The organism is Corynebacterium tuberculostearicum SK141 (assembly GCF_000175635.1).
GTDB lineage: Bacteria > Actinomycetota > Actinomycetes > Mycobacteriales > Mycobacteriaceae > Corynebacterium > Corynebacterium tuberculostearicum_C.
The window spans coordinates 1-26,097 of sequence record NZ_ACVP01000010.1; the positions used below are offsets into that span (position 1 = coordinate 1).

General features: G+C 64.5%; 22 protein-coding genes, 2 tRNA genes, 1 other RNA gene and 1 pseudogene. 9 read left to right on the top strand and 17 right to left on the bottom strand.

All coding sequences use genetic code 11. The features are described 5' to 3' along the window. The 5 genes and pseudogenes from CORTU0001_RS11915 to CORTU0001_RS03325 all read left to right on the top strand — a co-directional run. A pseudogene (locus CORTU0001_RS11915) lies at positions 1–722 on the top strand (hypothetical protein); the annotation flags it as partial. Positions 723–920: 198 nt separating this feature from the next. After that, positions 921–2,219 carry a DNA polymerase III subunit epsilon gene (locus tag CORTU0001_RS03310; protein ID WP_005327371.1) on the top strand — a complete coding sequence of 433 codons (1,299 nt, stop codon included), beginning with the start codon at positions 921–923 and terminating at the stop codon, positions 2,217–2,219. Positions 2,220–2,246: 27 nt separating this feature from the next. Further along, a complete protein-coding gene (locus CORTU0001_RS03315; RefSeq protein ID WP_005323158.1) occupies positions 2,247–3,524 on the top strand; it encodes a Mur ligase family protein in 1,278 nt (425 codons plus the stop codon). Continuing rightward, on the top strand, positions 3,517–4,290 hold the full coding sequence (locus CORTU0001_RS03320; RefSeq protein WP_005327373.1) for a type 1 glutamine amidotransferase: 774 nt from the start codon (positions 3,517–3,519) through the stop codon (positions 4,288–4,290). Before CORTU0001_RS03315 ends, CORTU0001_RS03320 begins: the two co-directional genes overlap by 8 nt. Before the next feature lie 109 nt (positions 4,291–4,399). Next, positions 4,400–5,491, top strand: coding sequence for an HNH endonuclease signature motif containing protein (locus CORTU0001_RS03325; protein WP_005327375.1), 1,092 nt, complete (start codon positions 4,400–4,402; stop codon positions 5,489–5,491). A 24-nt stretch (positions 5,492–5,515) separates the two neighbouring features. On the opposite strand, the gene recR is transcribed toward CORTU0001_RS03325, so the two are convergent. From recR to ffs, 6 genes are all read right to left on the bottom strand, one after another. Then, complete coding sequence (gene recR / locus CORTU0001_RS03330; protein ID WP_005323161.1) at positions 5,516–6,172, bottom strand: recombination mediator RecR; 657 nt, start codon at positions 6,170–6,172, stop codon at positions 5,516–5,518. Between the two features lie 72 nt (positions 6,173–6,244). Next, complete coding sequence (locus CORTU0001_RS03335) at positions 6,245–6,613, bottom strand: YbaB/EbfC family nucleoid-associated protein (protein ID WP_005327377.1); 369 nt, start codon at positions 6,611–6,613, stop codon at positions 6,245–6,247. A 62-nt stretch (positions 6,614–6,675) separates the two neighbouring features. Beyond that, positions 6,676–9,051: a DNA polymerase III subunit gamma and tau gene (locus tag CORTU0001_RS03340; protein ID WP_005327379.1), complete on the bottom strand. Its 2,376-nt coding sequence runs from the start codon at positions 9,049–9,051 to the stop codon at positions 6,676–6,678. An 18-nt stretch (positions 9,052–9,069) separates the two neighbouring features. After that, a complete protein-coding gene (locus CORTU0001_RS03345; protein WP_100067800.1) occupies positions 9,070–9,660 on the bottom strand; it encodes a suppressor of fused domain protein in 591 nt (196 codons plus the stop codon). Then, on the bottom strand, positions 9,614–10,885 hold the full coding sequence (locus CORTU0001_RS03350) for an aspartate aminotransferase type Ic (protein ID WP_005327382.1): 1,272 nt from the start codon (positions 10,883–10,885) through the stop codon (positions 9,614–9,616). The genes CORTU0001_RS03345 and CORTU0001_RS03350 overlap by 47 nt, the downstream gene beginning before the upstream one ends. A gap of 60 nt (positions 10,886–10,945) precedes the next feature. Continuing rightward, positions 10,946–11,044: signal recognition particle sRNA small type (gene ffs, locus CORTU0001_RS11265), an RNA gene on the bottom strand. Positions 11,045–11,223: 179 nt separating this feature from the next. Between ffs and CORTU0001_RS03355 the strand changes: the two genes are divergently transcribed. Continuing rightward, a tRNA-Ser gene (locus CORTU0001_RS03355) sits at positions 11,224–11,312 on the top strand. A 207-nt stretch (positions 11,313–11,519) separates the two neighbouring features. Next, positions 11,520–13,499, top strand: a complete 1,980-nt coding sequence (locus CORTU0001_RS03360) for an acyltransferase family protein (protein WP_005327383.1) — start codon at positions 11,520–11,522, stop codon at positions 13,497–13,499. A 332-nt stretch (positions 13,500–13,831) separates the two neighbouring features. Here CORTU0001_RS03360 and CORTU0001_RS03365 read toward each other — a convergent pair whose 3' ends face one another. Genes CORTU0001_RS03365 through gluQRS form a run of 3 tightly spaced genes read right to left on the bottom strand, consistent with a single transcriptional unit; the run spans position 13,832 to position 16,663 of the window. Further along, the gene (locus CORTU0001_RS03365) at positions 13,832–14,167 is read right to left on the bottom strand and encodes a hypothetical protein (protein ID WP_005323168.1); all 336 of its coding nucleotides are present in this window, start codon (positions 14,165–14,167) and stop codon (positions 13,832–13,834) included. A gap of 10 nt (positions 14,168–14,177) precedes the next feature. Beyond that, positions 14,178–15,758 carry a cation:proton antiporter gene (locus CORTU0001_RS03370; protein ID WP_005327384.1) on the bottom strand — a complete coding sequence of 527 codons (1,581 nt, stop codon included), beginning with the start codon at positions 15,756–15,758 and terminating at the stop codon, positions 14,178–14,180. Positions 15,759–15,769: 11 nt separating this feature from the next. Beyond that, positions 15,770–16,663: a tRNA glutamyl-Q(34) synthetase GluQRS gene (gene gluQRS / locus CORTU0001_RS03375; RefSeq protein WP_005327385.1), complete on the bottom strand. Its 894-nt coding sequence runs from the start codon at positions 16,661–16,663 to the stop codon at positions 15,770–15,772. A 33-nt stretch (positions 16,664–16,696) separates the two neighbouring features. Between gluQRS and CORTU0001_RS03380 the strand changes: the two genes are divergently transcribed. Next, positions 16,697–17,371, top strand: a complete 675-nt coding sequence (locus CORTU0001_RS03380; protein WP_005327386.1) for a queuosine precursor transporter — start codon at positions 16,697–16,699, stop codon at positions 17,369–17,371. On the opposite strand, the gene tgt is transcribed toward CORTU0001_RS03380, so the two are convergent. The 6 genes from tgt to CORTU0001_RS03410 form a co-directional block, all read right to left on the bottom strand. Beyond that, positions 17,356–18,600, bottom strand: coding sequence for a tRNA guanosine(34) transglycosylase Tgt (gene tgt, locus CORTU0001_RS03385; RefSeq protein ID WP_005323172.1), 1,245 nt, complete (start codon positions 18,598–18,600; stop codon positions 17,356–17,358). The two genes, CORTU0001_RS03380 and tgt, sit on opposite strands and share 16 nt — an antisense overlap. A gap of 2 nt (positions 18,601–18,602) precedes the next feature. Continuing rightward, positions 18,603–21,152 (bottom strand): MMPL family transporter, encoded by a 2,550-nt coding sequence (locus CORTU0001_RS03390; protein WP_005327387.1) that lies wholly within the window; start codon positions 21,150–21,152, stop codon positions 18,603–18,605. Positions 21,153–21,354: 202 nt separating this feature from the next. Next, a tRNA-Ser gene (locus CORTU0001_RS03395) sits at positions 21,355–21,442 on the bottom strand. A gap of 91 nt (positions 21,443–21,533) precedes the next feature. After that, positions 21,534–21,734 (bottom strand): CsbD family protein, encoded by a 201-nt coding sequence (locus CORTU0001_RS03400; RefSeq protein ID WP_005323174.1) that lies wholly within the window; start codon positions 21,732–21,734, stop codon positions 21,534–21,536. Between the two features lie 51 nt (positions 21,735–21,785). Beyond that, complete coding sequence (locus tag CORTU0001_RS03405) at positions 21,786–22,217, bottom strand: nucleoside deaminase (protein ID WP_005327389.1); 432 nt, start codon at positions 22,215–22,217, stop codon at positions 21,786–21,788. Between the two features lie 25 nt (positions 22,218–22,242). After that, positions 22,243–22,722 carry a tRNA adenosine deaminase-associated protein gene (locus CORTU0001_RS03410; RefSeq protein WP_005323176.1) on the bottom strand — a complete coding sequence of 160 codons (480 nt, stop codon included), beginning with the start codon at positions 22,720–22,722 and terminating at the stop codon, positions 22,243–22,245. A gap of 39 nt (positions 22,723–22,761) precedes the next feature. On the opposite strand from CORTU0001_RS03410, the gene CORTU0001_RS03415 reads away from it, so the two are divergent. Further along, entirely contained in the window at positions 22,762–23,790 is a 1,029-nt protein-coding gene (locus CORTU0001_RS03415; protein ID WP_005327391.1) for a prephenate dehydrogenase, read from the top strand. On the opposite strand, the gene CORTU0001_RS03420 is transcribed toward CORTU0001_RS03415, so the two are convergent. Both CORTU0001_RS03420 and CORTU0001_RS03425 read right to left on the bottom strand, forming a co-directional pair. Beyond that, positions 23,787–24,803, bottom strand: a complete 1,017-nt coding sequence (locus CORTU0001_RS03420; RefSeq protein ID WP_005327393.1) for a trypsin-like serine protease — start codon at positions 24,801–24,803, stop codon at positions 23,787–23,789. The two genes, CORTU0001_RS03415 and CORTU0001_RS03420, sit on opposite strands and share 4 nt — an antisense overlap. A gap of 2 nt (positions 24,804–24,805) precedes the next feature. Continuing rightward, positions 24,806–25,669 (bottom strand): DUF418 domain-containing protein, encoded by an 864-nt coding sequence (locus CORTU0001_RS03425; RefSeq protein ID WP_050776579.1) that lies wholly within the window; start codon positions 25,667–25,669, stop codon positions 24,806–24,808. Between the last annotated feature and the right edge of the window lie 428 nt (positions 25,670–26,097).

Sequence of the window (26,097 nt, forward strand, 5' to 3'; positions counted from 1 at the left end):
AGCCTTCCCAGACCACGGAGACCACGAAGAACACGACATCTGCAGAGCCGTCCTCTCAGGCATCCTCGCCTGCCGAGCCGTCCGATCTGCCGACCTCAAGCACGTCTACCTCGGAAAAGCCAACTTCCAAGAAAACGACGACTGAAACTACCACCGCAGCCGCGACGGAAAAGCAGACCGCAGAGCCTTCCAGCTCCGCCACCAGTTCTGCCACGAGCGAGCCAACGTCTAAGCCGACCCAGGCTGCAGACTCGTCTACGTCTACCTCTACCTCTGCGTCCTCTACGTCCACTTCGGCACAGCCCGAGCCCGAATCTTCAGAGCCTGCGTCCTCGGATTCAAAGCCCTCGGAGTCGACCGCACCTACCACGACGTCTCCGTTGCTGACCTCGGAGTCCGAGCCTGAGCCTAAGCCGGTGCCGGTTACCACCGCGCCAAGCACCACTATCGCAGGTTCCGAGCTCGAGCCGACGCCAGAGCCGGAGACTACTGCTCCTACGACGACGATCCCTGGCTCAGAAATCGACCCCACCCCCGAACCAGAGATCACTGTAGAGCTCGAACCGGAGGTGCCGCTGGTACCGTCCGAGCCGGAAGAGCCGGAAGAACCGGAGAAACCGGCAGAGCCAGCAGAGCCCGCAGAGCCGGAAGCACCGGGGCGACCTGAGGAGCCCGAAGAGCCAACGACTCCGCCGAAGGTCATTGTCGTCGTGGAAAATTAAGCGGCGCGCCCTGTCCCCCTGCACGAAATGCGGGATACTACACTGAGTTTAATGAACAACACACCTGGCTCCTCCCCGCAGCACACGCCGGCGTCGGCCCCAGCGCCGTCGCCCGCGACGGTGGCTTCGCGCCACGCGGCCAGGTCCACAGCGCCCAAACCGGGCACAGAACAGCGACGTACCCGGCCGCGCCGCGCAGTGCGACCGTCCGGCGAACCGGACGCCGCAAAGCCCAAGCCAAAACCGAAGCCGAAGCCGCACCCACCTGCCCGTCACGAGCGACCTGCCGCGCCGGAGGCGGCTCACCAAAAGCCACAGCAGCAGCAAGCCGACTCATCCACCGATGCGGCTGACTACCCGTACGTGGCGCTGACCCTACAGACCACCGGCATCCACCCCAGCACCGGGCGCATCGTGACTATCGACGCCATCGCATTCAACGACGCCGGCGAACAAGGCCAGCTCTTCCACGCCGTCCTCAAGCCCGATATCGACGCCGGGCCGCGCCACCTCCACGGGCTGAGCACCACCGATATTGAGCAGGCACCGGCTTTTGGCAAGATCCTTAAATCGCTAGACAAGCTTATCGACGGCCGCACGCTCATCGTCCACGATCTCCCCTATACCTGGGGCTTTCTCGTCGCCGAGGCCCGCCGCGCCATGATGGCCGCCGCGCGCCAAAACCGGGCGCGCAACCGCGGCCGCAATAAGGGCCGCCGGCGCCGCCAAAAGGTCGGGCACGTCCCCACGCCGGTTCGCATTATCGATACCTTGGCCACCTCCTACGCGCAGCAGGTGCGGGCAAATGATGTGCGGCTGGGGGGCGTCGCCAAGCAGAGCGGCCTGGACGCCACGCCGCAGGCCTCGGTGGAGCGAGCCGCCCGCCCCGAGCCGGAAACTTCGCGCGAGGACACCGAGCTGCTCATCGCGCTCTACCGCAAGCAAGAAGGCGGCACGGTGCGCAGCTATGCGCCGGAGGACGTGCGCGCCGATCGCTTCGGCCTGCAACGCTCCCACGTACGCGTCGACGCCGCCGAGGCCCCCATGCAGCACCACAACCCCGGCAAATACGAACCGGGCAAGGAGCTGCGCCGCGGCATGGAAATCGTGGTCGCACCGGAAATCCTCGAGGACCCAGACACCATCATCGCCGCGCTCATGCGCGAGGAGCTCAACTATTCCGAGAAGCTTACCCGCGAGTCCTCGCTGGTCGTCTGCAATGTCACCACGGATCTGGTGGGAAAACCCATGCATGCCCACCGCAAAGGCATCCCGCTGATGTCGGACGCCGCATTTCTTGACGCCCTCACGCGCATCGAAGACGCCGAGCCCGAACCCGAATCCGCCAAGCCTGCGCCGCGCGCCCAACGCTCGCCGCAGAACAACAAAAAGGGCGGCGGTAAGAACAACAAGCGGCGCCGGCGCCGCGGCGGCCGCGGTGGTCGCGGCAGGGGCCGACGAAATTCTGGCGGCTCGGCGGCGAAAAAGAACGACTAAGCCGCCCGCCCGACTACCCTAGGGGACATGAGTTTTAGAGTCCCGGGTGCGCTGAAGAAGTTGCGCACCACCACCGCCACAACCGCCGCGAAGCTGGCCACCACCGCTTCCCGCGCCACCGGCCGTGGCGCCGGCGGAATGATCGGTGGTCTAATCGCCAATGCCATTGACCCTTCCATCATGACCAACCTGGGCGGTGGGCGCCCGGCCGTGCTGGTTACCGGCACCAACGGCAAGTCCACCACCACCCGCATGTTGGCCGCCGCTGTCCGCGCCGAGCACACCGTAGCCACCAACGACGGCGGCGACAACATGGACGCCGGCATCATCTCCGCGCTCATGGCCGGCAAAGACGCCTCCCACCTGGTCCTCGAGGTGGACGAGCTCCACGTGCCCCACGTGGCCGATAACCTCAACCCGCAGGCGCTGGTTCTGCTCAACCTCACCCGCGACCAGTTGGACCGCGTGGGCGAAATCAACAAGATTGAGCGCGCCCTGCGCGGCGCCGTGGAGGCTCACCCAGACATGCTCGTCATCGCCAATTGCGACGACGTGCTCATGACCTCCGTGGCCTATGACGCCAAGAATGTCATTTGGGTCTCGGCCGGCGCCGGCTGGCTCGGCGATTCCGTCACCTGCCCACGCACCGGCGGGCACGTCGTGCGCACCGAGGATGACTGGTACGCCGTTAAGCCGCTTGCCGACGGCCGCGAATTCCGCCGGCCGCAGCCTACCTGGGGCGTCGATAAGCATGGCATCATCACCCCGACCGCCAAGCGCCCGCTGAACCTGGCGCTGCCCGGCCGCGCGAACCGGGGCAACGCCGCGCAAGCCATTGCCGCGGCCGTGCAGGGCTTCGGTGTGGACCTCGATAAGGCCATTGCGGCCGCTGAGGGCATCGACGACGTAGCCGGCCGCTACTCCACCATCCACTGGAAGGGCCGCGAGATTCGCCTGCTGCTGGCCAAGAACCCAGCCGGCTGGCAAGAAGCCCTGTCCATGGTGGACCGCAGCGCCGATGGCCTGGTCATCGCCACCAATGGCCAGGTGGCCGATGGCATCGACATGTCCTGGCTGTGGGACGTGAAATTCGAAGGCTTCAATGGCTTAAGCGTCAAGGCCGCCGGCGAGCGCGGCACCGACCTGGCCGTGCGCCTGGTCTACGCCGATATCTCCCACGAGCTCATCCCGGACCCGATGGACGCGCTCGCCGCCTGCCCGGAGGGCCGCATCGAGGTCCTCGCCAACTACACCGCCTTCCGCGATTTGAAAAAGGCGCTATCCAAGGAGGCCACCAATGCTTAATATCGGCCTAGTGCTTCCCGACGTCCTCGGTACCTACGGCGACGACGGCAACGCCCTCGTCCTGCGCCAGCGCGCCCGCATGCGCGGCCTGCAAGCGGAGATTCACCCCATCCGCTTGGGCGAGCCCGTGCCCGAAACGCTGGATATCTACACCCTCGGCGGCGGTGAAGATACCGCACAGATCCTGGCCGCGGACCACCTGATTTCCGATGGCGGCCTCACCCGCGCCGCTAACGCCGGCCGCCCCGTCTTTGCCATTTGCGCCGGCCTGCAGGTCCTCGGCGAATCCTTCCGCGCCTCCGGCCGCATCGTCGACGGCGTCGGGCTGATCGACGCCACCACGGCCGGCATGCAGGACCGCGCCATTGGCGAGGTAGCCTCCGAGCCCACCCGCGCCGGAGTCACCGCGGACCTCACCGAGCCGCTGACCGGCTTCGAAAACCACCTAGGTGCCACCATTCTCGGCCCGTCTGCGCAGCCGCTCGGCACGCTCACCCGCGGCAATGGCAACGCCGACCAGGCTGCCACCGCCGATCTCAGCGACGGCTCCGCCCAGCGCACCTACGAAGGCGCCGTCCAAGGCAGCGTCATCGCCACCTATATGCACGGCCCGGCGCTGGCCCGAAACCCGCAGCTGGCCGATCTCCTCCTCGCCCAGGCCATGGGTGTGGCCCTCGCGGACCTCGAGCCGATTGAGATCCCGGCCGTTGACCGCCTGCGCGTCGAACGTTTCAACGCCTCCGAGCCCCCGCGCTCCCAAAGATAGGCCCACACCTGTGGATAACTTCGCCCGGCGGCCCCACAACCCCCGAGTTATCCACAGGCTCAGCCGCTTCCCCTTGTAGGCGCGTGCCCCCGCCCATAGGCTGCGGGGCATGACGTTATTGGAGCAGCTGGGCGACATCGCTAAGCGCGGCGTGGAACTTCTCGAAGAGGCCCACGCCGCCTCCAGCCTGCCCCTGCCCGCGGACCAAGCGCGCACCGTGCGCCGCACCGCCGCGGCCTTCCTCTCGCCCACCAGCCACTCGCGCTATCAATCCCGCGCCCTGGCCGCCGCGCGCCGCAACCAACACAGCCTGGAAACCCTCGCGCTCATCGCCCGCCGCTCGCGCGGCATTTCTGACCCCACCAAGCGCTGGCAATTCCGCGAGAAGCTATGCGCCACCGCCGGCACCACCGCGCAGGTCTCGCGCGCGGCGACGCGGCTGCTGCGCGAAATCAACCCGCCGCCCGAGCGCGAAGACGGCGGCCGCCGCATCATGCACGGCGAGAAAACCACCCTGAGTTTCACCGGCCCCGCCGCGCAGATGGCCGATATTTGGGCCGCCGCCAAATCCGACCCGCTGGCCTGGCTCACCGGTTCCCGCGCCGCCGCGCCCGCGACCGTGACCACCAATGTCATCATCGAGCTGCCGGATTATCTGAAAATCCTGGCCGGCGACGGCGACGACATCCGCCTCGCCATGACCAATGGCGCGACCATCACCGGCGCCGAACTCGTCCGCCGCACCCTAGCCGGCGCCGGCCTCTTCACGCTCATCCACCCCGAGCGCGGCCCCGTCAATCTCTACCGCACCCGGCAGGCCTCCGCGAAGCAGCGCCGCATGCTCGAGGCCGAAGGCGCCCGCTGCGCCTGGCCCGCTTGCCGACGCCCCGCCTCCGAATGCCAAGCCCACCACCTCTTCGAATACTCCCGCGGCGGCCTCACCCACCCCGAAAACATGACGCTGCTGTGCCCGTATCACAACTCCATCAACGGCCTGCCGGGCCGCGGCCGCATGGCCCGCGTCAACGGCCGAGTCGCCTGGCTTCCGCCCGCCAGCCGGCACAACGCTACGCCTAGCAGCATGCATAGCGGCCACAGCGGTGTACACAGCAGCGCAGATAACGGGACGGCAAGCAAAGCACACGGGCCGCCAGTGTTCACCGGCCGCGGGCGAACCGGGCCCTCGGCCGCCGTCCCCTAGTCCGCGCTCGCGCGCTCACCCGCGCTAAATGGTCAGGCGGCCAGAGAGCGCGCGGGACAAGGTGAGTTCGTCCACGAACTCCAGATCGCCTCCGAGCGGCATGCCGGAGGCCAATCTGGTGATCTTCAAATCAGGGAAGTCGCGCAGCAACCGCACCAGGTATGCGGCGGTGGCCTCGCCCTCCGTATTGGGGTCGGTGGCGAGGATGACTTCGTGGATGGTGGGGGTGGCGTCGTAAAGCGGGGCTTCAGGGGTGGAATCCGCCAGCTCGCGGTCCGGCAGCACACCACCGAGGCGCTGCAGCAGCGTGGAAATATTCAAATCGCGCGGGCCCACATTCGCCAGTGGATCTAGCGCGCCACCCAAGACGTGGTAGCGGCCCTCATACTCGCCGGTGCGCTCGATGACCTGGATATCCTTCGGCTCTTCCACCACGCAAATGGTCGAGGCGTCGCGCTGCGAGTTAATGCAGATGCGGCAGACATCCTCGCGGGAAATATTGCAGCAGATGCGGCAGAAAGTCACGCCATCGCGCACCGCACCCAATGCGTTCTGCAGCCGCTCGATGTCCTCAGGCTCCATGTGCAAAACGTGAAACGCGATGCGCTGCGCCGACTTCGGGCCGATGCCCGGCAGGCGCGAAAACTCGTCGATGAGGTCTTGCAGAGGTCCTTCAAACATCAATTACTCCCAAAATCAGCAAAAGGCCGCGGCCCCAACGCGGGGCAACGGCCTTTTATCGTATCGCGCGGACTACTGGTTGCCGCCGAAGACATCCTCAAAAGACGGGCCACCCTGGCCGCCCATGCCCTGGGACAGCGGGCCAATCTTCTCCTGTGCCAGGCGGCCGGCCGCAGCGTGGGCCTCCTTGAACGCGCCCATGACCAGGTCCTGCAGGGTGTCGACGTCCTCTGGGTCCACGACGGACTTATCGATCTGCAGGTCCACGAGCTCGGCGCCGCCGGTCATGGTCACCTTAACCAGGCCGTTGCCTGCCTGGCCCTCGACGTTGGTGGCGAGGATTTCTTCCTGCGCCTTCTGCAGGTCCGCCTGCACCTGCGCGGCCTGCGCGATGAGGTCGTTCATGTCATTTGCCTGCTGCATTGGGTCTTGGTCAGCCATGTCGTTTCCTTTCTAATTCAACTGTAAATTTCGCTACCGCCCGAGTGTACCGTGCTTGCCGGTTAGGCACGCCGTGCGCCCAGCTCGCGCTCCAGCAGCTCCATAGCTACCTCGGTAGCGCTGCGATGATCCATCTCGCCGGTCGACTGCGCGGCCTCCATCATGTCCCGCTCTTCGTCATCGCGGGTATAGGCCGGCGGCTCCTCGGGTGGAGCGCCAAAGTCTGGCTCAGGCTCGGGCGGCAGCGGCACGCCATTGCTGAACTGCGATTCATCGCGCTGCTTGGCCGCCTGCGTCGCCCGTGCGATGCGTGAGCGCCACCCGGGCGCGCTTTCCGGCTTACTCTCCGCCTCCTGGTCGTCGGCCGGCTCGCGCGCCGGCTGATTCGGCGTCCACGCTTCCTTGCGCTGCGGCGGCCGCGGGGTATCGAAACCGGCGGCTTTCGGGTCGGTACCCACCACGCAGGTCACGGCCACATCGCGCTGGAACTCCTCCTTGAGCACCTCCACTATGACGGCGTTGTTGGCGGGCGCATTGATGCGCTCGGCCAGCGCACCGGTGGTGTGCCCCAGCGTCAGGGTGCCATCGCGGAAGCCAAGCACGCGGGCTTCGGCCAGCATGATTTCGGCCACCTTATTCCGCTTTCCGACGCTCCCCCTCAACGCCACCCATTTCTCCCTCACGGCCTCTGCGAAGTCGCCCGCGGGCTCCTCCGCCGCCTGCGATTGCGCGGCAGGTTCCGGTGCAGTTTCCGTGGCGGATTGCTCCGCGCGGGCCGGCACAGGCTTCTCCAGTGGCTCGCGACGCTCCTGCTGGGCCGGTGCCGGCTGCGGCGTTTGCTGCGCGGGCGCTTCTGCTTGCGGGATTTGCCGCTCACGCTGCCACGGGTCCCCAGCCTCTTGCTGCTGTTCCTGCTTTGCCGGCTGTTTTGCCACAGCCGCTTCGTCCCGTTGCGGTTGCGGCTCTTGGTCCTGAGGCTTCTGCGTGCGTTGCGGCTCTGCGGCCTCCGGCTGCTTGGGTTGCGCCTTCGGCTGCGCGTCCGGTTGCGATTCCGGTTGGGACGGGGGCTGCGGCTGCGGCTGCGGCTGAGCGGCCGGTGCAGAGGTTAGAGCAGAAGACGGGGCAGAAGCCTGCTGCTCCTGGGACTTGGCGCGGCGGCGAGCGATGATGGCAGCAGCGGCGGACTGGGGGTCTTGGGCACCGGCGACGGCAGAGTTGGCCGCGGGAGCACCGCCCGGGGTCGCAGGGCCAGCCGGCGCGGGCGAGACCGCGGCAGCATTGACAGCGGAGGCGGGAGCGGGGGCGGAGGCCGCTGCGGGTGCAGGCGCGGCAGCAGCGGGGCCGGTGGACCCGATAAGCAGGTGCGCGCACATGATTTCTAGCAGCAGGCGCGGTGAAGTAGCACCGGTGAGGTCGCTGATGCGGTCATTGACCGTGGAGGCCAGGTAAGTCAGCTGCGGGCCGGAAAAGCGCTGCGCCTGGGCGGTGAGCACGGAAGCGCGGTCGGTGGGCGCGGAGACGAGGCCGGCGTCGATGGCGCCGGGGACGGCCTGCAGGATCATCAAATCGCGCAGGCGATCGAGCAAATCGACGGCGAAGCGGCGCGGGTCGTGGCCGGCCTCGATGACGTGGTCGACCATCGCGAAGAGGCCGGGTTTGTCTTGGTTGGCGAGGGTTTCGATGGCGTCGTCAAGCAGCGAGACATCGGTGACACCCAAAAGCGGCCGGGCAAGGTCGTAGGTCAGGCCATCGGGCCCGGCACCGGCCAGCAGCTGGTCCAGCAAGGACAAAGTATCGCGCGGGGAACCGCCGCCCGCCTCAATAACCATGGGGTACACGGCGTCCTCGACCTGCACGCCCTCGGACTCGACGGTGCGCTGCAGCAGGCCCTTCATGGCCGGCGGGGTCAGCAGCCGGAAGGGATAGTGGTGGGTACGCGAGCGAATGGTGCCAATGATTTTCTCCGGCTCCGTGGTCGCGAAGATGAAAATGACGTGCTCGGGCGGCTCCTCCACCACCTTGAGCAGCGCGTTCGCACCGGAGGGCGAAATCATATGCGCCTCGTCAATGATGAAGATGCGGTAGCGCGATTCGGCCGGCGCGTAGTAGGCGCGGTCGCGCAGCTCGCGCATATCCTCCACGCCGTTGTGCGAGGCAGCGTCGAGCTCCGTCACGTCCAGGTTGCCAGGGCCGCCGGGGGCGAGGGAGACGCAGGAATCGCACTTGCCACACGGCGTCGAGGTCGGCCCGTGCTCGCAGTTGAGCGAGCGGGCCATAATCCGCGCCGAGGAGGTCTTGCCGCAGCCGCGCGGGCCGGAAAAGAGGTAGGCGTGGTTGATGCGCCCTGCATCAAGGGCGGCGGATAGCGGCGTGGTGACCTGCTCTTGGCCCACGACCTCCGCGAACGTTGCTGGACGATATTTCCGGTATAAAGCCACGGTTAGCCAGTTTACCGGCTAACCCTCGCGCGACCAGTCCAGCAGGTCAATGCCCTGCTCGGCCACCGCCGCCTGCAGCTTGCCGACGCCCTCTTCTACCCCAAACGCATATTCCGAATCCGTCAGCATGACCAGCTGCAGGATGAGGGTCAGGCGACCCTCCTCGCGAAACTGCGGGGTCTGCCCGCCCCACAGGTACGGCGCGATGAAGAGCCCATGGTGCACGGTGACGTCAGGGACATCGAGGATGGACGGCAGCATCACGCCCGGCTGCGCCGGCAGCAGGCCGTCGGCCTTTTCGAAGGTGTCAGCCGCGGCGTTGATGGCGGCGGCCACCTCGGGCTGCCCGGTGCGCGCCACCGTCAACAACTCGCAGCGCACATCGGTGCCGTCGTCCTGGCTCTGCAGGCCGGTGTCGGTGGCGTTGAAGGTGGTGGTGAGGGCGAGCGATTGGGCGTCGGCAAGCGAGGCAAGGCCTAGCCGGCGCTCATCCACGTAGCGGAACTCCAGCGGCGCCGGGATAATCTCGCTCAGCCACAGGGCGGACTCGTCGGCGTTGATATTAGGCCCCCAGCTTCTCCACGGCGGCGAGCAGCACGCAGGTGGCAACGCCGTCCATCGCGGCCTCAACCTCCTCCTGCGGCGGCAAGGTTGGGGCGAGGCGGATATTGCGGTCGTTATCGTCCTGGCCATAAGGGTAGGCGGATCCGGCCTGGGTGAGCAGGATGCCAGCATCGCGCGCGAGCTCCCAGACGCGGTTGGCGGTGCCGTCGACGACGTCGAGGGAGATGAAGTAGCCGCCCTTCGGGTTGGTCCACTGCGCCACCTCGTACTCGCCGAGGCGTTTTTCTAGGATGCGCAGCACGGCATCGAACTTGGGCTTGATCAGCGCGGCATGGCGGCGCATCACCGCGCGCACGCCCTCGGCAGAGCCGAAGAACTCGTGGTGCGCCAGCTGGTTGATCTTATTCGGGCCGATGCCGCGAATTCCGGCGTGCTCCAGGTACCACTCGAGGTTATCCTCCGAGGTGCCGAAGAAACCCACGCCCGCGCCCGCGAAGGTGATCTTCGAGGTCGAAGACATGGCCCAGAAGCGGTTCGGGTTGCCTTCCTCTGCTGCGATATCCAGAATCGGCAGGATTTCCGGGAAGTCCTCGGTTAAGGTGTGCACGGCGTAGGCGTTATCCCACACGATGCGGAAATCCGGCGCGCCGGCCTGCATGCGGGCGAGGCGGCGGGCCTTGTCTTCAGAAATCACGGCGCCGGTGGGGTTAGCGAACATCGGCACTACCCACATGCCCTTGACCGCCGGATCCGCCACCAGCTTTTCGACGGCCTCTACATCCGGCCCGTCCTCCTCCATTGGCACCGTGACCAGCTCGAAGCCGAATTGCTCCGTGATGGCAAAGTGACGGTCGTAGCCCGGCACCGGGCAAATCCACTTGAGCTTTTCTTCCTTGCTCCACGGCTGTGCGGAATCATTGGTGCCGAAGAGGAATGCCCAAGAGATCAGGTCGAACATGATGTTCAGCGAGGACGAGTCTGCGGCAATCAGCAGCTCTGGGTCCATGTTGGTCAGCTTGCCCCAGATATCACGCAGTTCCTTGATGCCCTTTTGGTTGCCGTAGTTACGCAGGTCGTTTCCGGCCGCATCGGTGTAGTGGCCCGGGCCGGGCAGCGCCAGCAAATCATTGGAGAGGTCCAGCTGTGCCTTGGCCGGCTTTCCGCGGGTCAGGTCCAATTTCAGGCCCTTAGCCTTAAGGTCCTCGTAGTCCTTACGGACCTGGGCGGCGAGCTCCGCGAGTTCGGACGATTCCAAAGTAAGAAGCGACATGCGTATGTCTACCTTCCATGTATAGGGCGACTTTTAGCCCCCAATAGTAACGCACGCCATACAAAAAGGGGACCCCGCGCACCCGCCAGAGCCTCCTGACCCTTGCTGCATTCCTGCCCTGGGGGAGTTCAGAGGATGGACGCCACGCGGAATCCTGCCCAATACTTTAACGCCCGCGCGCCGGTTTAGCCAAATGGGACTCCGGCCGCACAGCCACCTGGCGCTCGCGGGCAAGACACTCGACACCTAGCCACCAACCAACGGCTTAAATTCCACGAAAATACATCCTGACCTGGCGATTGGTAAAATAATTGCCACGGCTGCTAATGTTTCTTCTCGGAGGATTCGACTAGCGGCCTATGTCACACGCCTGGAACGCGTGCGGGGTTCACGCCCCTCGTGGGTTCAAATCCCACATCCTCCGCCATTGTGAAGTCTCGAGACATCGTTTCTATTTCGATGTCTCGAGACTTTCTTCGTTTTGGGGGTTCGTTTTCGGGTCAAGGGTCAAAAGAACCCCTGCCTAGGGTGTAGAAGTTGTAACGCCTTTCGCTTCACGGTTTAGAGTATGTGAGTCCCCTAAGGCGCGAGCGCCATTCCCTACGTATACCTTCATTCGAGGAGCTGCCCGAGCATGCCAAGACCGGTTGATTCACACACCTCTTATGTCCCCGCCATCGACGGCCTTCGGACCGTCGCCGTGCTCGGCGTTTTGATTTACCACCTCAACCCTGCATGGTTGCCAGGTGGCTACTTGGGTGTCGGCATGTTTTTTACGTTGTCGGGCTACCTCATCACCGCAAACTTGATGCGAAGCTACCGCCGTGGCAAAGGCTTGGGCTTGCCCACGTTCTGGTTGCGCCGCTTCCGCCGACTCGTTCCGGCGGTTGCGCTCATGCTGGTGACGGTTTTGCTACTCACCATCTTCTTCGACCTGCCCAAACTGGGCGAAAATGCCAGGTTCTCCTTAAGTTCACTGTTTTATGTCAATAACTGGCATGTCATCGCAGAAGGCCAATCCTATTTCGACCGCTTTGCTGGACACGCGCCGCTGGACCACATGTGGTCGCTGTCCGTGGAGGAACAGTTCTACCTGTTCTGGCCGCTCGTGTTGTTCGTGCTTCTTAAGCTCACCGGCGGCAAGCGCGCCCCACTGGTCGTCAGCACGCTGGTACTGGCTGCCGTGTCCTTTGGTTGGATGGCTTTCCTCTTCAACACCGGATCCGATGCCACCCGCGTCTATGAGGGCACCGATTCCCGCGCTGGCGGGATCCTCTTGGGCGCCACGTTGGCCATCGCGCTGACTAACGCGCAGGGTTACCGCATTCCGCCGCGCCTGCTCACCATCCCCGCCGCGCTGCTCGGCGTGCTGGGCATCGCCGTCCTCTTCTGGCTGCTGCCAGATTACTCACCACACCTGTACAACTGGGGCCTTCTGGCCCTCTCAGCGGCCAGCGTCGCAGTGATTACCGCTGCCCTAGACAAGCGGACACTGACGTCCAAGTTCTTTGGCCTCACGCCGCTGCGCTGGATTGGTGAGCGTTCCTACGGCATCTACCTGTGGCACCTGCCGGCAATTGTCTTCATCCCCCAGTGGGAGAACCTGCCGTGGGCTCATCCTGTGTTGGTCACCGTGGTGGCCATTGCGCTGGCACACATTTCGTGGACGCTGGTGGAGGATCCGGTCCGCCGCCACGGCGTAGTCGCACCCTTGAAGCAATGGTGGGCCAAGCGCCATACGCTGCCGCGCATGGCCCTCGCCATTCCGGCTACGCTGCTTGCCGCGGTGGTATCCATGGGCATTCCCGCTGCGTGGAATAATTCCCTCAACCAGGCCGAGCAGCCCGGCGCACAGCAGATGGGCGTCCAGATTGGCGGCGACGGCCCGGCCCCGTCCGGCTCAAAGGAGAAAGATTCCTCCGCTGAGGCTTCCGGAGAAGCTTCTCCTTCCACGGAGAATGCGACGCCAGAGAAGGGCAAGACCCGCTGCACCACCGTCATTCACGTGGGCGATTCCACATCCATCGGCATGTTTGATGATGCCTACCTGTCCGATCCCCAGCGCAACGCGCAGGTAACCTACAAGAATGTTGGCGCACAGGACGTGGTAGCCGATGTCACCGGTGCACGCTCCACTGTGGAGTCTTTGGAGGGCGATCCCTCTATCCGTGATTCTGTCCAGCGTCTTCTGGATCAGGGCTACGGTGAGGATGCCTGTTGGATCATCGGTGCCGGCGTGAACGACGCCGCCAACCGCGCCGTGGGTGGATCCGGCGAGGAGGACTGGCGCGTGGACCAGATCATGGAACTGCTGGGGGATGCCCCCGTCCTGTGGCCGACTGCCGCGACCAACCTCAATTCCGGCTCCTACGATAATGCCAACATGGCGCCCTTCAACGAGGCACTCCTTGCCGCTCGGGATCGCTACCCAAACCTTGTTGTCTATGACTGGGCTTCCGACGTTCGCCCCGAATGGTTCCTCCCAGGCGATGACGTGCATTACCAGACTGAAGGTAATGAAAAGCGCGCGGAGTACTTCGCCAAGGCGCTCACGTTGGCCTTCCCCACGGATGGCTCCGCACCGGACGATCAGATAGTCACGGTAGATAAGTAGGCGTGAACACTAGTTAAAGACGGGCGGCTCCACGCCGTCCTCTTTGAGCCGCTCCACGTGCGGCGTGGGCCACGTCAGTTGACGACGGATAGTAACAATTTCTGCCCGCAACTTATCTGGCACGGCCTGCGACCTGGATGGCGTACAGCTTTGACGATGGCCATAGTGCAGTTGGGGCTGTTCATAGTGTCAAATATGTCATCAACTCCGCCACCACATCCTCCACCACAGGAAATCCCGGCTCCTGCTGCATAGCAACGGAGCCGGGATTTTGTTATATCTGCTCGGCGCAGGCAGGCGCTCGGCCGCGCTAGCCGACGCCGCGCTAGCCACTAATCGATGACCGGCGGCTCGTAGCCATCCGCCTTCAGCCACGCGACGTGCGGCGGCGTATTCATCCCCCATTCGGTGCGCGCCCAGAGGAAAGCCTGGGAGACCTCGGCCTCGGAATAGCCCCCATCGCGCAGGTATTGCCGGAAGCCATTCGGGCCTGGGTCTTTGATCCAGAGCCAGACGTAGTCGTCGAGGGAGTCGTCGGCAAGCAGGCCCTCCAGCCCGGCCGGGACATATTCGCGCTCGGCGCGCACGCGGTCCGCTAGGTCCTGGTCGAGGAAGTCGTAGAGGTAATCCAGCGCGTCCTCAAGCTGCGCATAATCGAAGGGATCCATGCCGCCCAGCCTAGTGGCGCTTGGCGCCTAGAACCATGCGGTCAATCTCCTCGAGCACCTCGTCCACAATGGCCGGGTTATAAGCCCGATCGCCGCGCATGCGTAGCAGCTCCTCCTGCGCCGCCGCCAAAGCGGTCCGGCGGGCCTCCAGAGCCACGTGGCGGGCCTGCCAGGCGCGCTGCTTGCGGGAGTCATCGGAAACATCCTCGCCATCGCCGAGCCGGTCCTCGAACCACTGAATCACGTTGGCGGAAATTTCGGGGTCGACCTTCTCGGCGTCGGCAGTAATGTGGCCGTCCGGCCGGAAGTGCGACAGGGCCTCGATGCTGGCCGCACGCGCGCGGCTCACCACGGCGGCGCGCATTTTATCGCTGGCAATCTGGGAGGCCTCCGTGAGGTCGAGGCGCTCCATCAGCCACGGCAGCAGCAGGCCGGGCACCACCATCGTGACCAGCAAGACGGTCAGCGCGATAACGGCAAGCTCGTGGTGGAAGCTGAACACGCCGGCTGGGATGGACAAAACCAGCGCCAGGGTGACGAGGCCGCGCATGCCGGACCACGTCATCAGCAGCACCTCCTGCAGGCGCAGCGGCGCCACACGCGGGCGGCCGCGGGAGACGTTGATGCGGTAATAGATGTACATCCACACCAAGCGGACGATAAAGGCCACGAGAGACAAGATGACGCCCACCACCACGGAGTGCCACAGGTCCGAGCCCACTTCACCGATGGCGGTATTGACCGTCAGGCCAATGAGCCCGAAGGCCACGCCGGTAAACAGCAGCTCGATGGTCTCCCAGAAGGACTGGCCGGACAGGCGGTCCTCGGCCTGGATATCGGCGCGGGAATTAAGCTCCACGGCCGCGATGACCACGGCGATAACACCGGAGGCGCCGAGTTCCTCCGAGATGAGGTAGACCGCAAACGGCGTCACCCAGGTCAGCGCGTTGCGCGCAGTGACGTCGTGGACGTGGGTGATAAACAGCGCCACCAGCCGGCCGACGACCCACCCCAGGCCGCCCGCGACGAATGCGGAGTAGAAGAAGTTGAGCACGCCACCACCGAAGGAGAGCTCATCGCCTTGGGTCACGGCCGTCAGCGCGAGATTGAAGGCGACGATAGAAGCGGCGTCGTTAAACAAGCCCTCGGTCTGCAAGGTGGTGATGATGCGGCGCGGGATGCCGGCGGGCTCGGCCACGGCGTCAACGGCGACGGGGTCCGGCGGGGCGATGGCCGCACCGATAAGAATGGCCGCGGCTAGGCTGATGCCCGGCAGGAAGGCATAGGCCGTGAAACCAACGGCCAGGGTGGTGGCGACCACCAGCAGCACGGACAGGCTCAAGATGGTCACCCATTGCTCGCGGATAACACCCCACGAGGTGCGCCGAGCCAGCGCCCACAGCAGCGGCGGCAGGAAAATAGGCAGGATGAGCTCGGTGGGCGGCTCGAACTGGGGCAGGCCGGGCACGAAGACCGCGCAGGCGGTAATGATCGTCAGCAGGGCCGGCCACGGCAGCCCAATCTTGTCACCGATGGCGACGACGAACACGGTCAGCAGCATGAGCCCAATGAGCACCAGTAGAACTTCCATGGGCCCAGATTTTACCCCCGCCAGATATAAGGCTCAGGGCTGAGTCGATCGGGCGCGAATTGCGCGAGCAACTCCGCGGCACTGTGAGCCTCGTACCCCAGCGAGGCCGCCAGCTGCTTGACGACGTCCCCCTCCTCCCCCATCTCCCGCATGGTCACCGCCCCATCGCGCTTAGCCAGGCGCTCGCCGGATTCATTGAGTACGAGCGGAACGTGGATGTACTCCGGCGGTTCGATGCCGAGCAGCGAGGCGAGGTAGGCCTGGCGCGGCGCGGAGGAGAGCAGATCATCGCCGCGGACCACTTGGTCGATGCCTTGGTAGGCATCATCGACGACGACAGCCAAGTTATAGGCCCAGCCGGTGTCTTGGCCGCCGCGGCGCAGGATGAAATCATCGACGTCGCCTGTATAGGTGCCGTGGAGGGCGTCGTGGATGGTGAATGTGGGGACGTCGGCAAGCAGGCGAAGGGCGGGCTGGCGATTCTGGGCCGCAAGCTCGGCGCGCTTGGCCGCACGCTGGTCCTCGGTGAGGTTGCGGCAGGTGCCCGGGTACTGGCCGGGAATGGCGTGCGGGGCGCGGGAGGCCTCACGGATATCCTTGCGGGAGCAATAGCACTCGTAGGTGGGCAGCTGGGCCAGGGCCTGCTCATAGGCGGCGTCGCGGTCGTGCTGGTAGATGACCTCGCCATCCCAGTCCAGCCCGAGCGCGCGCAGGTCCGCTAACTGGCGCTCGGCCGCCTCTTGGGAGGAGCGCTGCTTATCGATGTCCTCCACGCGCACCACAAAGCGCCTCCCCGTCGACCGGGCAAAAAGCCACGCCAGAAGCGCCGTGCGGAGGTTGCCAAAGTGCAGATCGCCCGAGGGGCTTGGCGCGTAGCGGCCGGCGCCGGTGGTCGCGGAATTCATGCCCACAGTCTACGGGCTGGCACAATGGCGGGCATGGAAAAATCAACCGGCGCTGAAGTGCGCTTCATTCCCGTCCGTTCCACCCTCTACCCCTGGCTGGTCACCGTGTTTGTGGTGACCTTCCTCATTTCCAATATCAACGCCACTAAGGGCGTGCAGCTCGGCCCGCTGGTTACCGACGGCGCCTTCTTCCTCTTCCCGCTGGCCTATATCGTCGGCGACGTGCTCTCCGAGTGCTATGGCTTCAAATCCACCCGGCGCGCGGTCTACATCGGCTTCGCGATGGCCATCCTGGCGGCCGTGTGCTTCTATATCGCCATCTGGCTGCCGGCGGCCGATTTCTACGAGGGCCAAGAGGCCTTCGCCGCCACGCTTGGCCTGATGCCGCAGATTCTGCTCGCCTCGCTGGCTGGCTACGTGGTGGGCCAACTGCTGAATGCCTGGACGCTGACCGCGATGAAGAAGCGCTCCGGCGAAAAGGGCCTCTTTGCTCGCCTTATCGCCTCCACCGTGGTGGGCGAGTTCGGCGATACGCTGCTCTTTTGCGCCATCGCCGCGCCGGTCATCGGCGTGGACACCGTGGGCGGGTTCATCAATTACGTCATCGTGGGCTTTGTGTGGAAGACCCTGATGGAGGCCGTCATGCTGCCGGTGACGGCCGCGGTCATTAAGTGGGTGAAGAAGCGCGAGGACTACTTGCCGGCGTAATAGCGGCCGAGGAATTCATCGCGGTAGGCCTCGTAGTAGCCGCCGTCGATGGCGGCGCGGATATTATCCACCAGGCGGATCATGAACTCCACGTTGTGGATGGTGCACAGCGTGCCGGCGAGGAATTCCTTCGCCTTGAGCAGGTGGTGCAGGTAGGCCCGGGAGTAATTCTCGGATACGTATCCGCCGAATTCCTCGTCGACGCCGGCAAAATCCCGCTTGAAGCGCGCATTGGTGAGGTTCATGCGGCCGTCAAGGGTGTAGACGCCGCCGCGGCGCGCCAAGCGGGTGGGCGCCACGCAGTCGAAGGTATCGGCGCCGGCCTCGACGGCGGTGAAGATATCGTCCGGCTCGGAGATGCCAAGCAGGTGGCGCGGCTTATCCTCGGGTAGCTCATCGCAGACCCAGCCGACGATGGTGCCCAGGTTTTCCTTTTCCAGCGCGCCGCCGATGCCGAAGCCGCCGAAGCCGCGCTTGCCGTCCTCGCGGGCGGCGCGGTCGAGGTCGAGCAGGCCGCGGGTGGCCTGGCGGCGCAGGTCCTCGTACTGCGCGCCTTGGACAACACCCCACAGCGACTGCTTCGGGCGGTGGGCGCGCTCGCGGGTGAGCCGGTCGTGCTCATCCAGGCAGCGCTTGGCCCAGCGGTGCGTGCGCGCGACGGATTCTTCCTGGTAGGTGCGCGTATCGACCAGCGTGGTCAGCTCGTCGAAGGCAAACATGATGTCTGCGCCCAGCCCGTGCTGGATCTGCATGGACTTCTCGGGGGTAAAGCGGTGCTTGGAGCCGTCGATGACGGATTTAAAATCCACGCCATCCTCGTCCACCTGCGCCATGCGTTCCTTCTTTGCGGCGCGGATGTCCTTATCGCTGAGATCCGCAATATCCATCGCCAGGACCTTTTTGAACCCCACGCCCAGGGACATGACCTGGAATCCGCCGGAGTCGGTGTAGGTCGGGCCATGCCAATTTTCAAACTCGGCCACGCCGCCGGCCTCGTCCACGATGTCGTGGCCCGGCTGCAGGTAGAGGTGGTACGCATTCGACAAGATGGCCTGCGCACCAGTGGAACGAATCTGCTCCGGGGTAAGCGTCTTGACCGTGGCTTTGGTGGCCACCGGGATAAAGGCCGGGGTCTGGATATCACCGTGCGGGGTGTGGATGACACCGCTGCGGCCGTGCTTGCCGGGGCCTTCGGGCAGACGCTTGCCGACGTCGAAACTCAAGTCCATCTTTATTCTTCTTCCTTGTGTGCAGGGCTAGGGGTTGGGGCTGGGGTGGCGTGTTTAGCTTCCCATTCTTCTTCCAGGGCGGTGCCTTCGATATCCAGGGTGGGCAGAATCTTCGCCAGCCACTTCGGCATCCACCACGTCGCGCGGCCCATGAGGAACATGGTGGCGGGGACGAGGGTCATGCGGATAAAGAAGGCGTCGAAAAGCACGCCGGCGGCCAAGGCAAAGCCGAAGATCTGGATGAAGGGCAGCGGCTGATTAATAAAGGCCACGAAAACCGAAATCATAATAATGGCCGCGGCCGTCACCACGCGGGCGCCTTGGGTAAAGCCGGTGATGGTGGCCTCGTCGACGGCGTTATATCGCCCGCCGGTGCCCTCCGGGTGGCGAGAAATGTGCTCGCGCATGCGGGTGACGAGGAAGACCTGGTAATCCATCGCCAGGCCGAAGGTCACGCCGATGAGGAAGATGGGCATGAAGGAAATCAGCGGGCCCGGCGCGGGAACCAGGTTCCACAGGCCTTCCTGCCAAACCAGGACGGTCAGGCCGAAGGCACCGCCGACGGACAGCAGGAAGCCCAGGCCCGCAACCAGCGGCACCAGGATGGAGCGGAAGACCAACAGCAATAGCACGATGGCCAAGCCCACGACGATGGCCAGGTACGGCGCCATGGCTTCCTCGAGGCGCTCCGTGATATCGAGCTGCACGGCGGTCAGGCCGGTCAAGCCGATGTCGGTACCGGTGGCGTCTTCGATCTCGCTGGTGGCCGAGCGCAGCGCGTGTGCAACGTTGACCGTCGCGGCGTCCGTCGGCGCGGTTTCTGGGGTGACCATGATTTGCGCGGCGCGCTGGTCCTGGCTTAGGCCGACGATCTGCGCGTGCTTCACGCCGCCCAGCCCCTTGAGCTGATCCGCGGTGTACAGGAAGGACGCGAGCGCGGCCTTATCCTCTGGGGAGGCAGCGTCGGCCGCATCTGCGGAGGTGTCCACCACCTCAGCGGCCGGGGCGATCTCCGGCTCGGCTGCGGGCTGGTCCCCCTGCGGCTGCTCAGGCATCTCCTCTTCGGGGGCAGGAGCGGGAGCGGGGGCTGGTTCGGGTTGGGACTGGGCGTCGACAAGCGGGGCCAAGGCGCCGGATTCCGCGTTGACCGTGTGGGCATCGACCACGGCGAGGAAAGGACCGTTAACGCCCGGGCCAAAGCCCTCGGACATGATGTCGGCGGCCTTGCGCTGGGTGGTATCGGGATTGGAGGTGGTATCGGCCGGAAGGGCGAGCTCCATGTGGAGCACCGGCGCGGTCATCGCGCCCAGGGAGAGCACAACCAGCGCCATGGCCAGGCCGGGGACCTTCTGAACCAGGCGCACCCAGCGGTTGCCCATAGTGGGACCACGGCGGCGCTTGCCCTTGCGGGTCGGGTTGCCGGCCACGCCGGGGATGCGGCCGTTGAAGGCCTTATCGCCCAGCAAGCCCAGCATGGCGGGGATGAGCGTAAGCGAGACCAACACGGCGATGGCAACGGTGCCTGCGGCGGCCAGGCCCATGGCCGTGAGGAAGCCAATGCGCGCAATGAGGAGCGCAAAAAGCGCAGTAAAGACGGTCGCGCCGGCAAAGACCACGGAGGAGCCGGCGGTTCCCACCGCCATGCCTGCGGCATCGGGCCCGTCCATGCGGCGGCGCTCGGCGCGGTAGCGCGACAGGATAAACAGCGCGTAGTCAATGCCCACGGCAAGGCCAATCATGATGGCCAGGACCGGGGTCATATTATTGAGCTCAATCCAGTGGGTGGCGATGAGCATGCCCAGCGCGCCTAGTCCCACGCCGATGACGGCGGACACCAAAGGCATACCCGAGGCCACCAGGGAGCCAAAGGTAAAGATGAGCACGATAAAGGCAACGCCGAGACCGATGATCTCAGAGGTGGAATTGACCGCGATTTCATCGCCAAAGCCGGCACCATTGCCTTCTACCGTGAGGCCGCGGTCGCGGGCAATATTCATTGCGTCGGTAACGGTGTCTTTGTCGGCCTGTTCCACGCTATAGGGCGATTCGGCGTCGAAATTGAAGGTGGTATAGGCAATGGTCTCGTCATCATTGACCATGGCGAGGTTGTCCGCATCCGCGCGGGCGGATGCTTCCGGTAGCCCCATATCCGTGAACTGATGGATCACCTGGTCCTGTAGGCGAGGTGAGACCTCAAGCGGGTTGCCAAAGCGCGTGGTATCGCCCATCTCTAGGTTGTCCTCGAGGTAGGAGATGGTGGCATCGATGGCCTCGCGGTTGGCGGGATCAGAAAGCTTCTGGCCGTCTGGAGCCTTGAAGACCACGTTGACCGAGGGCGAGTTTGCAGGGTTTCCGCCCTCTGGGAAGAGGTCCATGGTCTTGTAGGTGGCGTCGATGGACGGGGTTCCCTTGATGGAGAACTCGCTCGTCATCGGTTTCATCAGCAAGGCGGCGGCACCGCCGACGGCGGCGAGCAGCAGCAGCCATGCCACGATGACCTTCCACTTATGGAGGAAAGACCAGCGCCCAAGACGATAAAGCAGTTTAGCCACGGGTAGATGTACCTTCGCATTCGCGTGGGGGACGGATTGAACTTTGCCCTAGTGTAGTGGCCATACCCCACAATCCCCTATCACGAAGCCACCTGCGTCCCAGTTTTCACAGCTGGCGGCCAGCCAGCCGGATTCCCCGCGCCTGCCGGAAAATTGGACAAAAGAAAATCCCGACCTGCGTAAACAGGCCGGGATCCCGGTGCGGTGGCGGCGGGATTTGAACCCGCGGTTGGGGGTTACCCAACAATCGCTTTCGAGGCGATCACCTTCGGCCGCTCGGACACGCCACCGCGTTCCAGATTACGGGAGTAGGCCCGAGCGACAAAATCGCTGCGCCGGCGGGGTGCCAGCGCAGCGAGATGCGGAAACGAGGGACGAGGATTAGTCGTCCTTCAGGCCACCGATAACCTCGTTGGCCTTGTCCTTGATGCCTTCAGCGGCGTCAGACAGCTTGTCCTTAGCCTCGGAGGTGACCTGGTCGGCCTTGCCCTCGTTAGCTACGTCCTTGTTGTCGGTAGCTTCGCCGTAGGCTTCCTTTGCCTTGCCTACGAGGCCATCCTTCTTGTTTTCCAAATCGCCCATAATCACTCCTTTGAGTAGACGGATAATGTATGGGCACCAGTGTACGCACTTTCAACGCAGGTCGTCGAAAAAGTTTCTGAGCAACGCGGCGCACTCTTCTTCAAGAACGCCGCCGCGAACCTGCGGGGTAAAGGGCGCAGTGGGGGCACGCAGGACATCGATTAGCGAGCCGCACGCGCCGGTCTTGGGTTCAAAAGCGCCGAAGACTACCGAACCCACACGCGCCGCCTGCAAGGCTCCGGCGCACATGGCGCAAGGTTCCAGGGTGACAACGAGTTCGCAGCCGGAAAGCCGCCAGCCATCGCCGTGCACGCGGACGGCCTGGCGAATGGCCTCGACCTCGGCGTGGGCGGTGGGGTCCGCAAGCTCTTCGCGGCGGTTGACGCCGGTGGCAAGTTCGGTTCCGGCGGCGTCGTAAAGCACCGCACCCACGGGGACGTCGCCGGCTGGCGTGCGCTTGGCGACGTCGAGGGCGCGGCGCATCCGAGCCTCAGCGCGCAGCAGGGGCTCAGGCGTTATCAATGACGTCTTCCAACTCATCGCCAAAGCCGAGCTCGCCGGCGATGCGCAGCAACATATCGGAAGGCCAGTCCTCATCATTGTCAATGATGTATCCCACCTGGTCCTCGGATAGACCAAGGTCGGCGAAGATATCGAAATCGCCCTCGCCATAAGGATCGGCCTCTTCGGGGTCCACATCCGGGATTTCATGATCGTTGATATCCATGAAATCGGCGGCGAAGTCATCGTCGACACCATAGGTGGCGTCCGAGATGAGCATCTTTACCCCGCCCGGCACTGGGCGCACGGCAATAAAATAGGCATCCTCCACGCACAGCAGCGCGAACGCAGCGCCCTCGGAACGCAGGCTGCGCACCGCATTGATGGAGGTCTGCGGATCCTCAAAGTCATCGTTGAAGCTGCGCACCAGCCATTGGCCCGCGTTGCGGGCGACGGTTACTGCGAAGGAGTAATTTTCGTTGCTCATACCTCGTGAGATTAGTCGTGTTGTGCCACAATTGTCATCGTGAGTTCTCAAGATGTTCAACGCCCTATCTGCATTATTGGCCTCGGCCTCATCGGCGGCTCTTTGCTGCGCGATCTCGCCGGATACAATCACCCCGTTTTTGGCTACAACCACTCCACTTCTGGCGCCCGCACTGCAGTAAAGCAGGGTTTTGACGTCACCGATGATCTTCCGACGATTTTGACCCGCGCGGAGACGGAGAACGCGCTCATTGTCATAGCCGTGCCTATGAACGCGGTGGGCGAGGTGCTCGACGCCATTCAGGAGCACGCGCCGAGCTGCGGCATTACGGACGTCGTTTCCGTTAAGACGGCCGTACGCCAGCAGGTACTGGAGCGCGGAATGGAGTCGCGCTACGTGGGCGGCCACCCGATGGCGGGCACGTCCAAGTCCGGTTGGGATAACTCGCAGAAGGACCTGTTCCGCCGCGCGGCGTGGGGCATTACCTATGACTACGCCGCCGAGTGTGAGGCGCGCGGGGAAAAGATTCCGAAGCAGTGGATTGAGACCTTCACCGAGGTCGTGCGCATGACCCAGATGGTGCACGCAGAGGCGGTTCCTATCCGCGTGGCTAATCACGATGCCGCGGTGGCGCGCATTTCCCACCTGCCGCACGTCTTTGCGGAGATCCTCGCCGTGGTGGGCGATAACGGCGGAATCCTGGCACAGTCCCTGTCTGCCGGTTCTTTCAAGGACGCTACCCGCGTGGCCGGCACGCACCCAGAGCTGGTACAGCAGATGTGCGAGACCAATGCGCCGGCGTTGGTGGAAGCATTGGACGAAGCCTTGGACTTGCTGCGCGATGCCCGCGAGAAGCTCGACTCCCCCGAACCTTCCATCGCTGAGCTTTCCGACGCCGGCTATCGCGCCCGCACCCGCATCGATGCCCGCTCCGGCGCGCGCAAGGAATCGGTTTCCCCGGTCAAGATTTCTTCCCGCCCAGTGCTGCGCCTACACCCAGGCGGCCCGAACTGGGTGGCGCAGCTGCGCCAATCCGAGTCCCTGGGTGGACGCATCGAGATTTTCTAGCGCTTTCGGCCCCGCAGGCCAGGAATGCGGGATGCTACCGCGGCGGCAATAAGACCTAGCACTGCTATGCCGGCATAAAGCCAAGGGTGGTCGGCGCTGGTCTGCGGGGTTTTTGGCGGTTCGGGAGTGGTTTCCGCGGTGAGAATCGCTTCCTTATCGCGTCCGCTCACTACTCCCTCGATCCAGTCCTTGGTGCCGGCCAGCGTGGTGATTGCCGCGCTTGGCGAGGGCAAGTCCGGATCCCCATTCGCCGTGCCCGCGGTGGCCAAACCGGCAAGCTTTCCATCTACGAAGAAAGGCCCGCCAGAGTCGCCGCCCTGCATGCCGGCCCGGCCGGTGGAGTGCACATCGAGGATCGCGCTTTCCATCAGCGGCATCGCCTCGCCGGCCGGTACGCTTTCTGTCCCCTCTGGTGCACTCAGCCCCGGCATGGCCTCGGCCGCGGGAATGCTTTCTCCGCCAGCGGCATCCTCACCAGCGTCCGTGGCGGCGCCCGCGCCAGCAGGTTCGGTGGAACTGGCGGGGCCAGCAGGACCGGCGCCGAGGAGCTCAGCCACTTCCATCTCCGCCTGCGGCAGCTGGCCGCGGCGCGCCATGGAGGAACTGCTGCTCCAGCCGTAAAGCGTGCCGCGCTGGCCGGGTTCTGGCACGTGAGTGGAAATCTCGGCCGGGGTGGTGTCGGTGACGGGGGCGGTGAGGTGGAGAAGGGCGGCGTCGGAAAGCGGGGATAGCGCCCACGAATCTGCATCGTAGGTGGTGCCATTGATGCGGGCCTGCGTGCCTTCGTTGTTGACGGACTCGAGGCAGTGGCGGGCGGTGAGCACCCACTGGGCGGCCACCAGGGTGCCGGTGCAATCGCCGAAGCTGCCCACGCGCCCGATTTTCAATTGCGCCACGGTGCGAGACTCCGCCGAGTCTGGGGCCGGTTTACCGTACTCGAGGGCGCTGGCAGGGGTGGCGGTCAATGCCACGATGCCGGCGGTAAGCAGGGCGGGGAAGATTTTGTGCTGCATGATTAGTCCTTCTTTCCGGCAGGAACGGCGATGGCGATGGTCTTAGCGACGGCCCATTCGGCCGGCCCCTTCCCTATCAGGCGGCGCCATAGGCTCGCGAGGACGAGGAAGAGGGCGATGAACGCGCAGGCCCAGCCGGTATTGTGGAGGGAGACGTGGCTTTGCCAGTAATAGGCGGTGAGCACGTGCAGGATGTAGATGCTCAGCGACATTGCCCCCAGCGCAGCAAAGGGATACGCCAGCTTAGGCACCACTCGACCGATAAGCAGGCATAAGTGCAGGACGATCGCGGCGACGGCGATGGATAGGACAATCTCTCCCAGCACGCCGGTGTGGCCGGTAAAGCGCAGCCAGCCAGGCATGTCCGGGGCAAAGCGGAAGTAAAAACCGGCAGCGGCGACCACGGCGGCGATGCCGGTGGACACCCACTGGGCAGCGGCACGGGAGCTGCGGATATAGACCTCATAGAGCAGCATGCCAGCGAGGAAATAGGCGCAATAGGCCAGCAGCGGATAGACCTGCGGCAGGGTCAGCGGCGCATATTTTATGGTCGCGGCGGCGGTGGCAGCGGCGAGGAGCAGGAGCTTCCACCACCAGCGCAGCGGCGGGACCCAGGACACCAGGATCATCGTGATACCGATGACCACGAGGACGATTTGAATCTCTCCGCCCACGGGCAGCAGGACGAGGCCGATAAGCGTAATTATGCAGCCGCGAGCGATGATGCGCAGGAACGTCGTCGCCGTGAAATCGCGGGACATAAGCATCAACGTGACGCCGGCTAGAACGGCGAATAGTGCGGCGGGCAGGCCATTTAAAATGACCTTGGTATGCCACACCAAGGAGGCCATATGCAGAACTATCATGCCGATAATCGCAAGTGAACGGGCTATATCGAGCCCTACAATGCGCGAGGGTGCTAACACCTAGCGTTCTCCTTCAAGACGGAGGGGAACGCGTCGCCGCACTCCCCTTGTTAATAAAGACTTTCTTTTTCTACTAAGTCTGTCTGGAAGGTTGCTGCGAATATTTTATACTTGTCCTGCATTTTATAAGTGGATTGCGTGAGACTTGTGCCTGACTTATGCGGGTGCCGTGAGGAGCGGCGTGGTGCGGACCTAGTCGCGGAAGGAACTATCGCGGCGCTTGCGCGAACGAGAAGGATCGGCGGCCAGTTTTAGGAGCGGGGTTGCAGCGACCCCAATGCCTAGGCCAACCAGGAAGAGCCAGAAAATGCCGGACCCCAGCCATAGCATGAGGCCAAGGATGACACCGGCGATGAGGCCGGAGACGA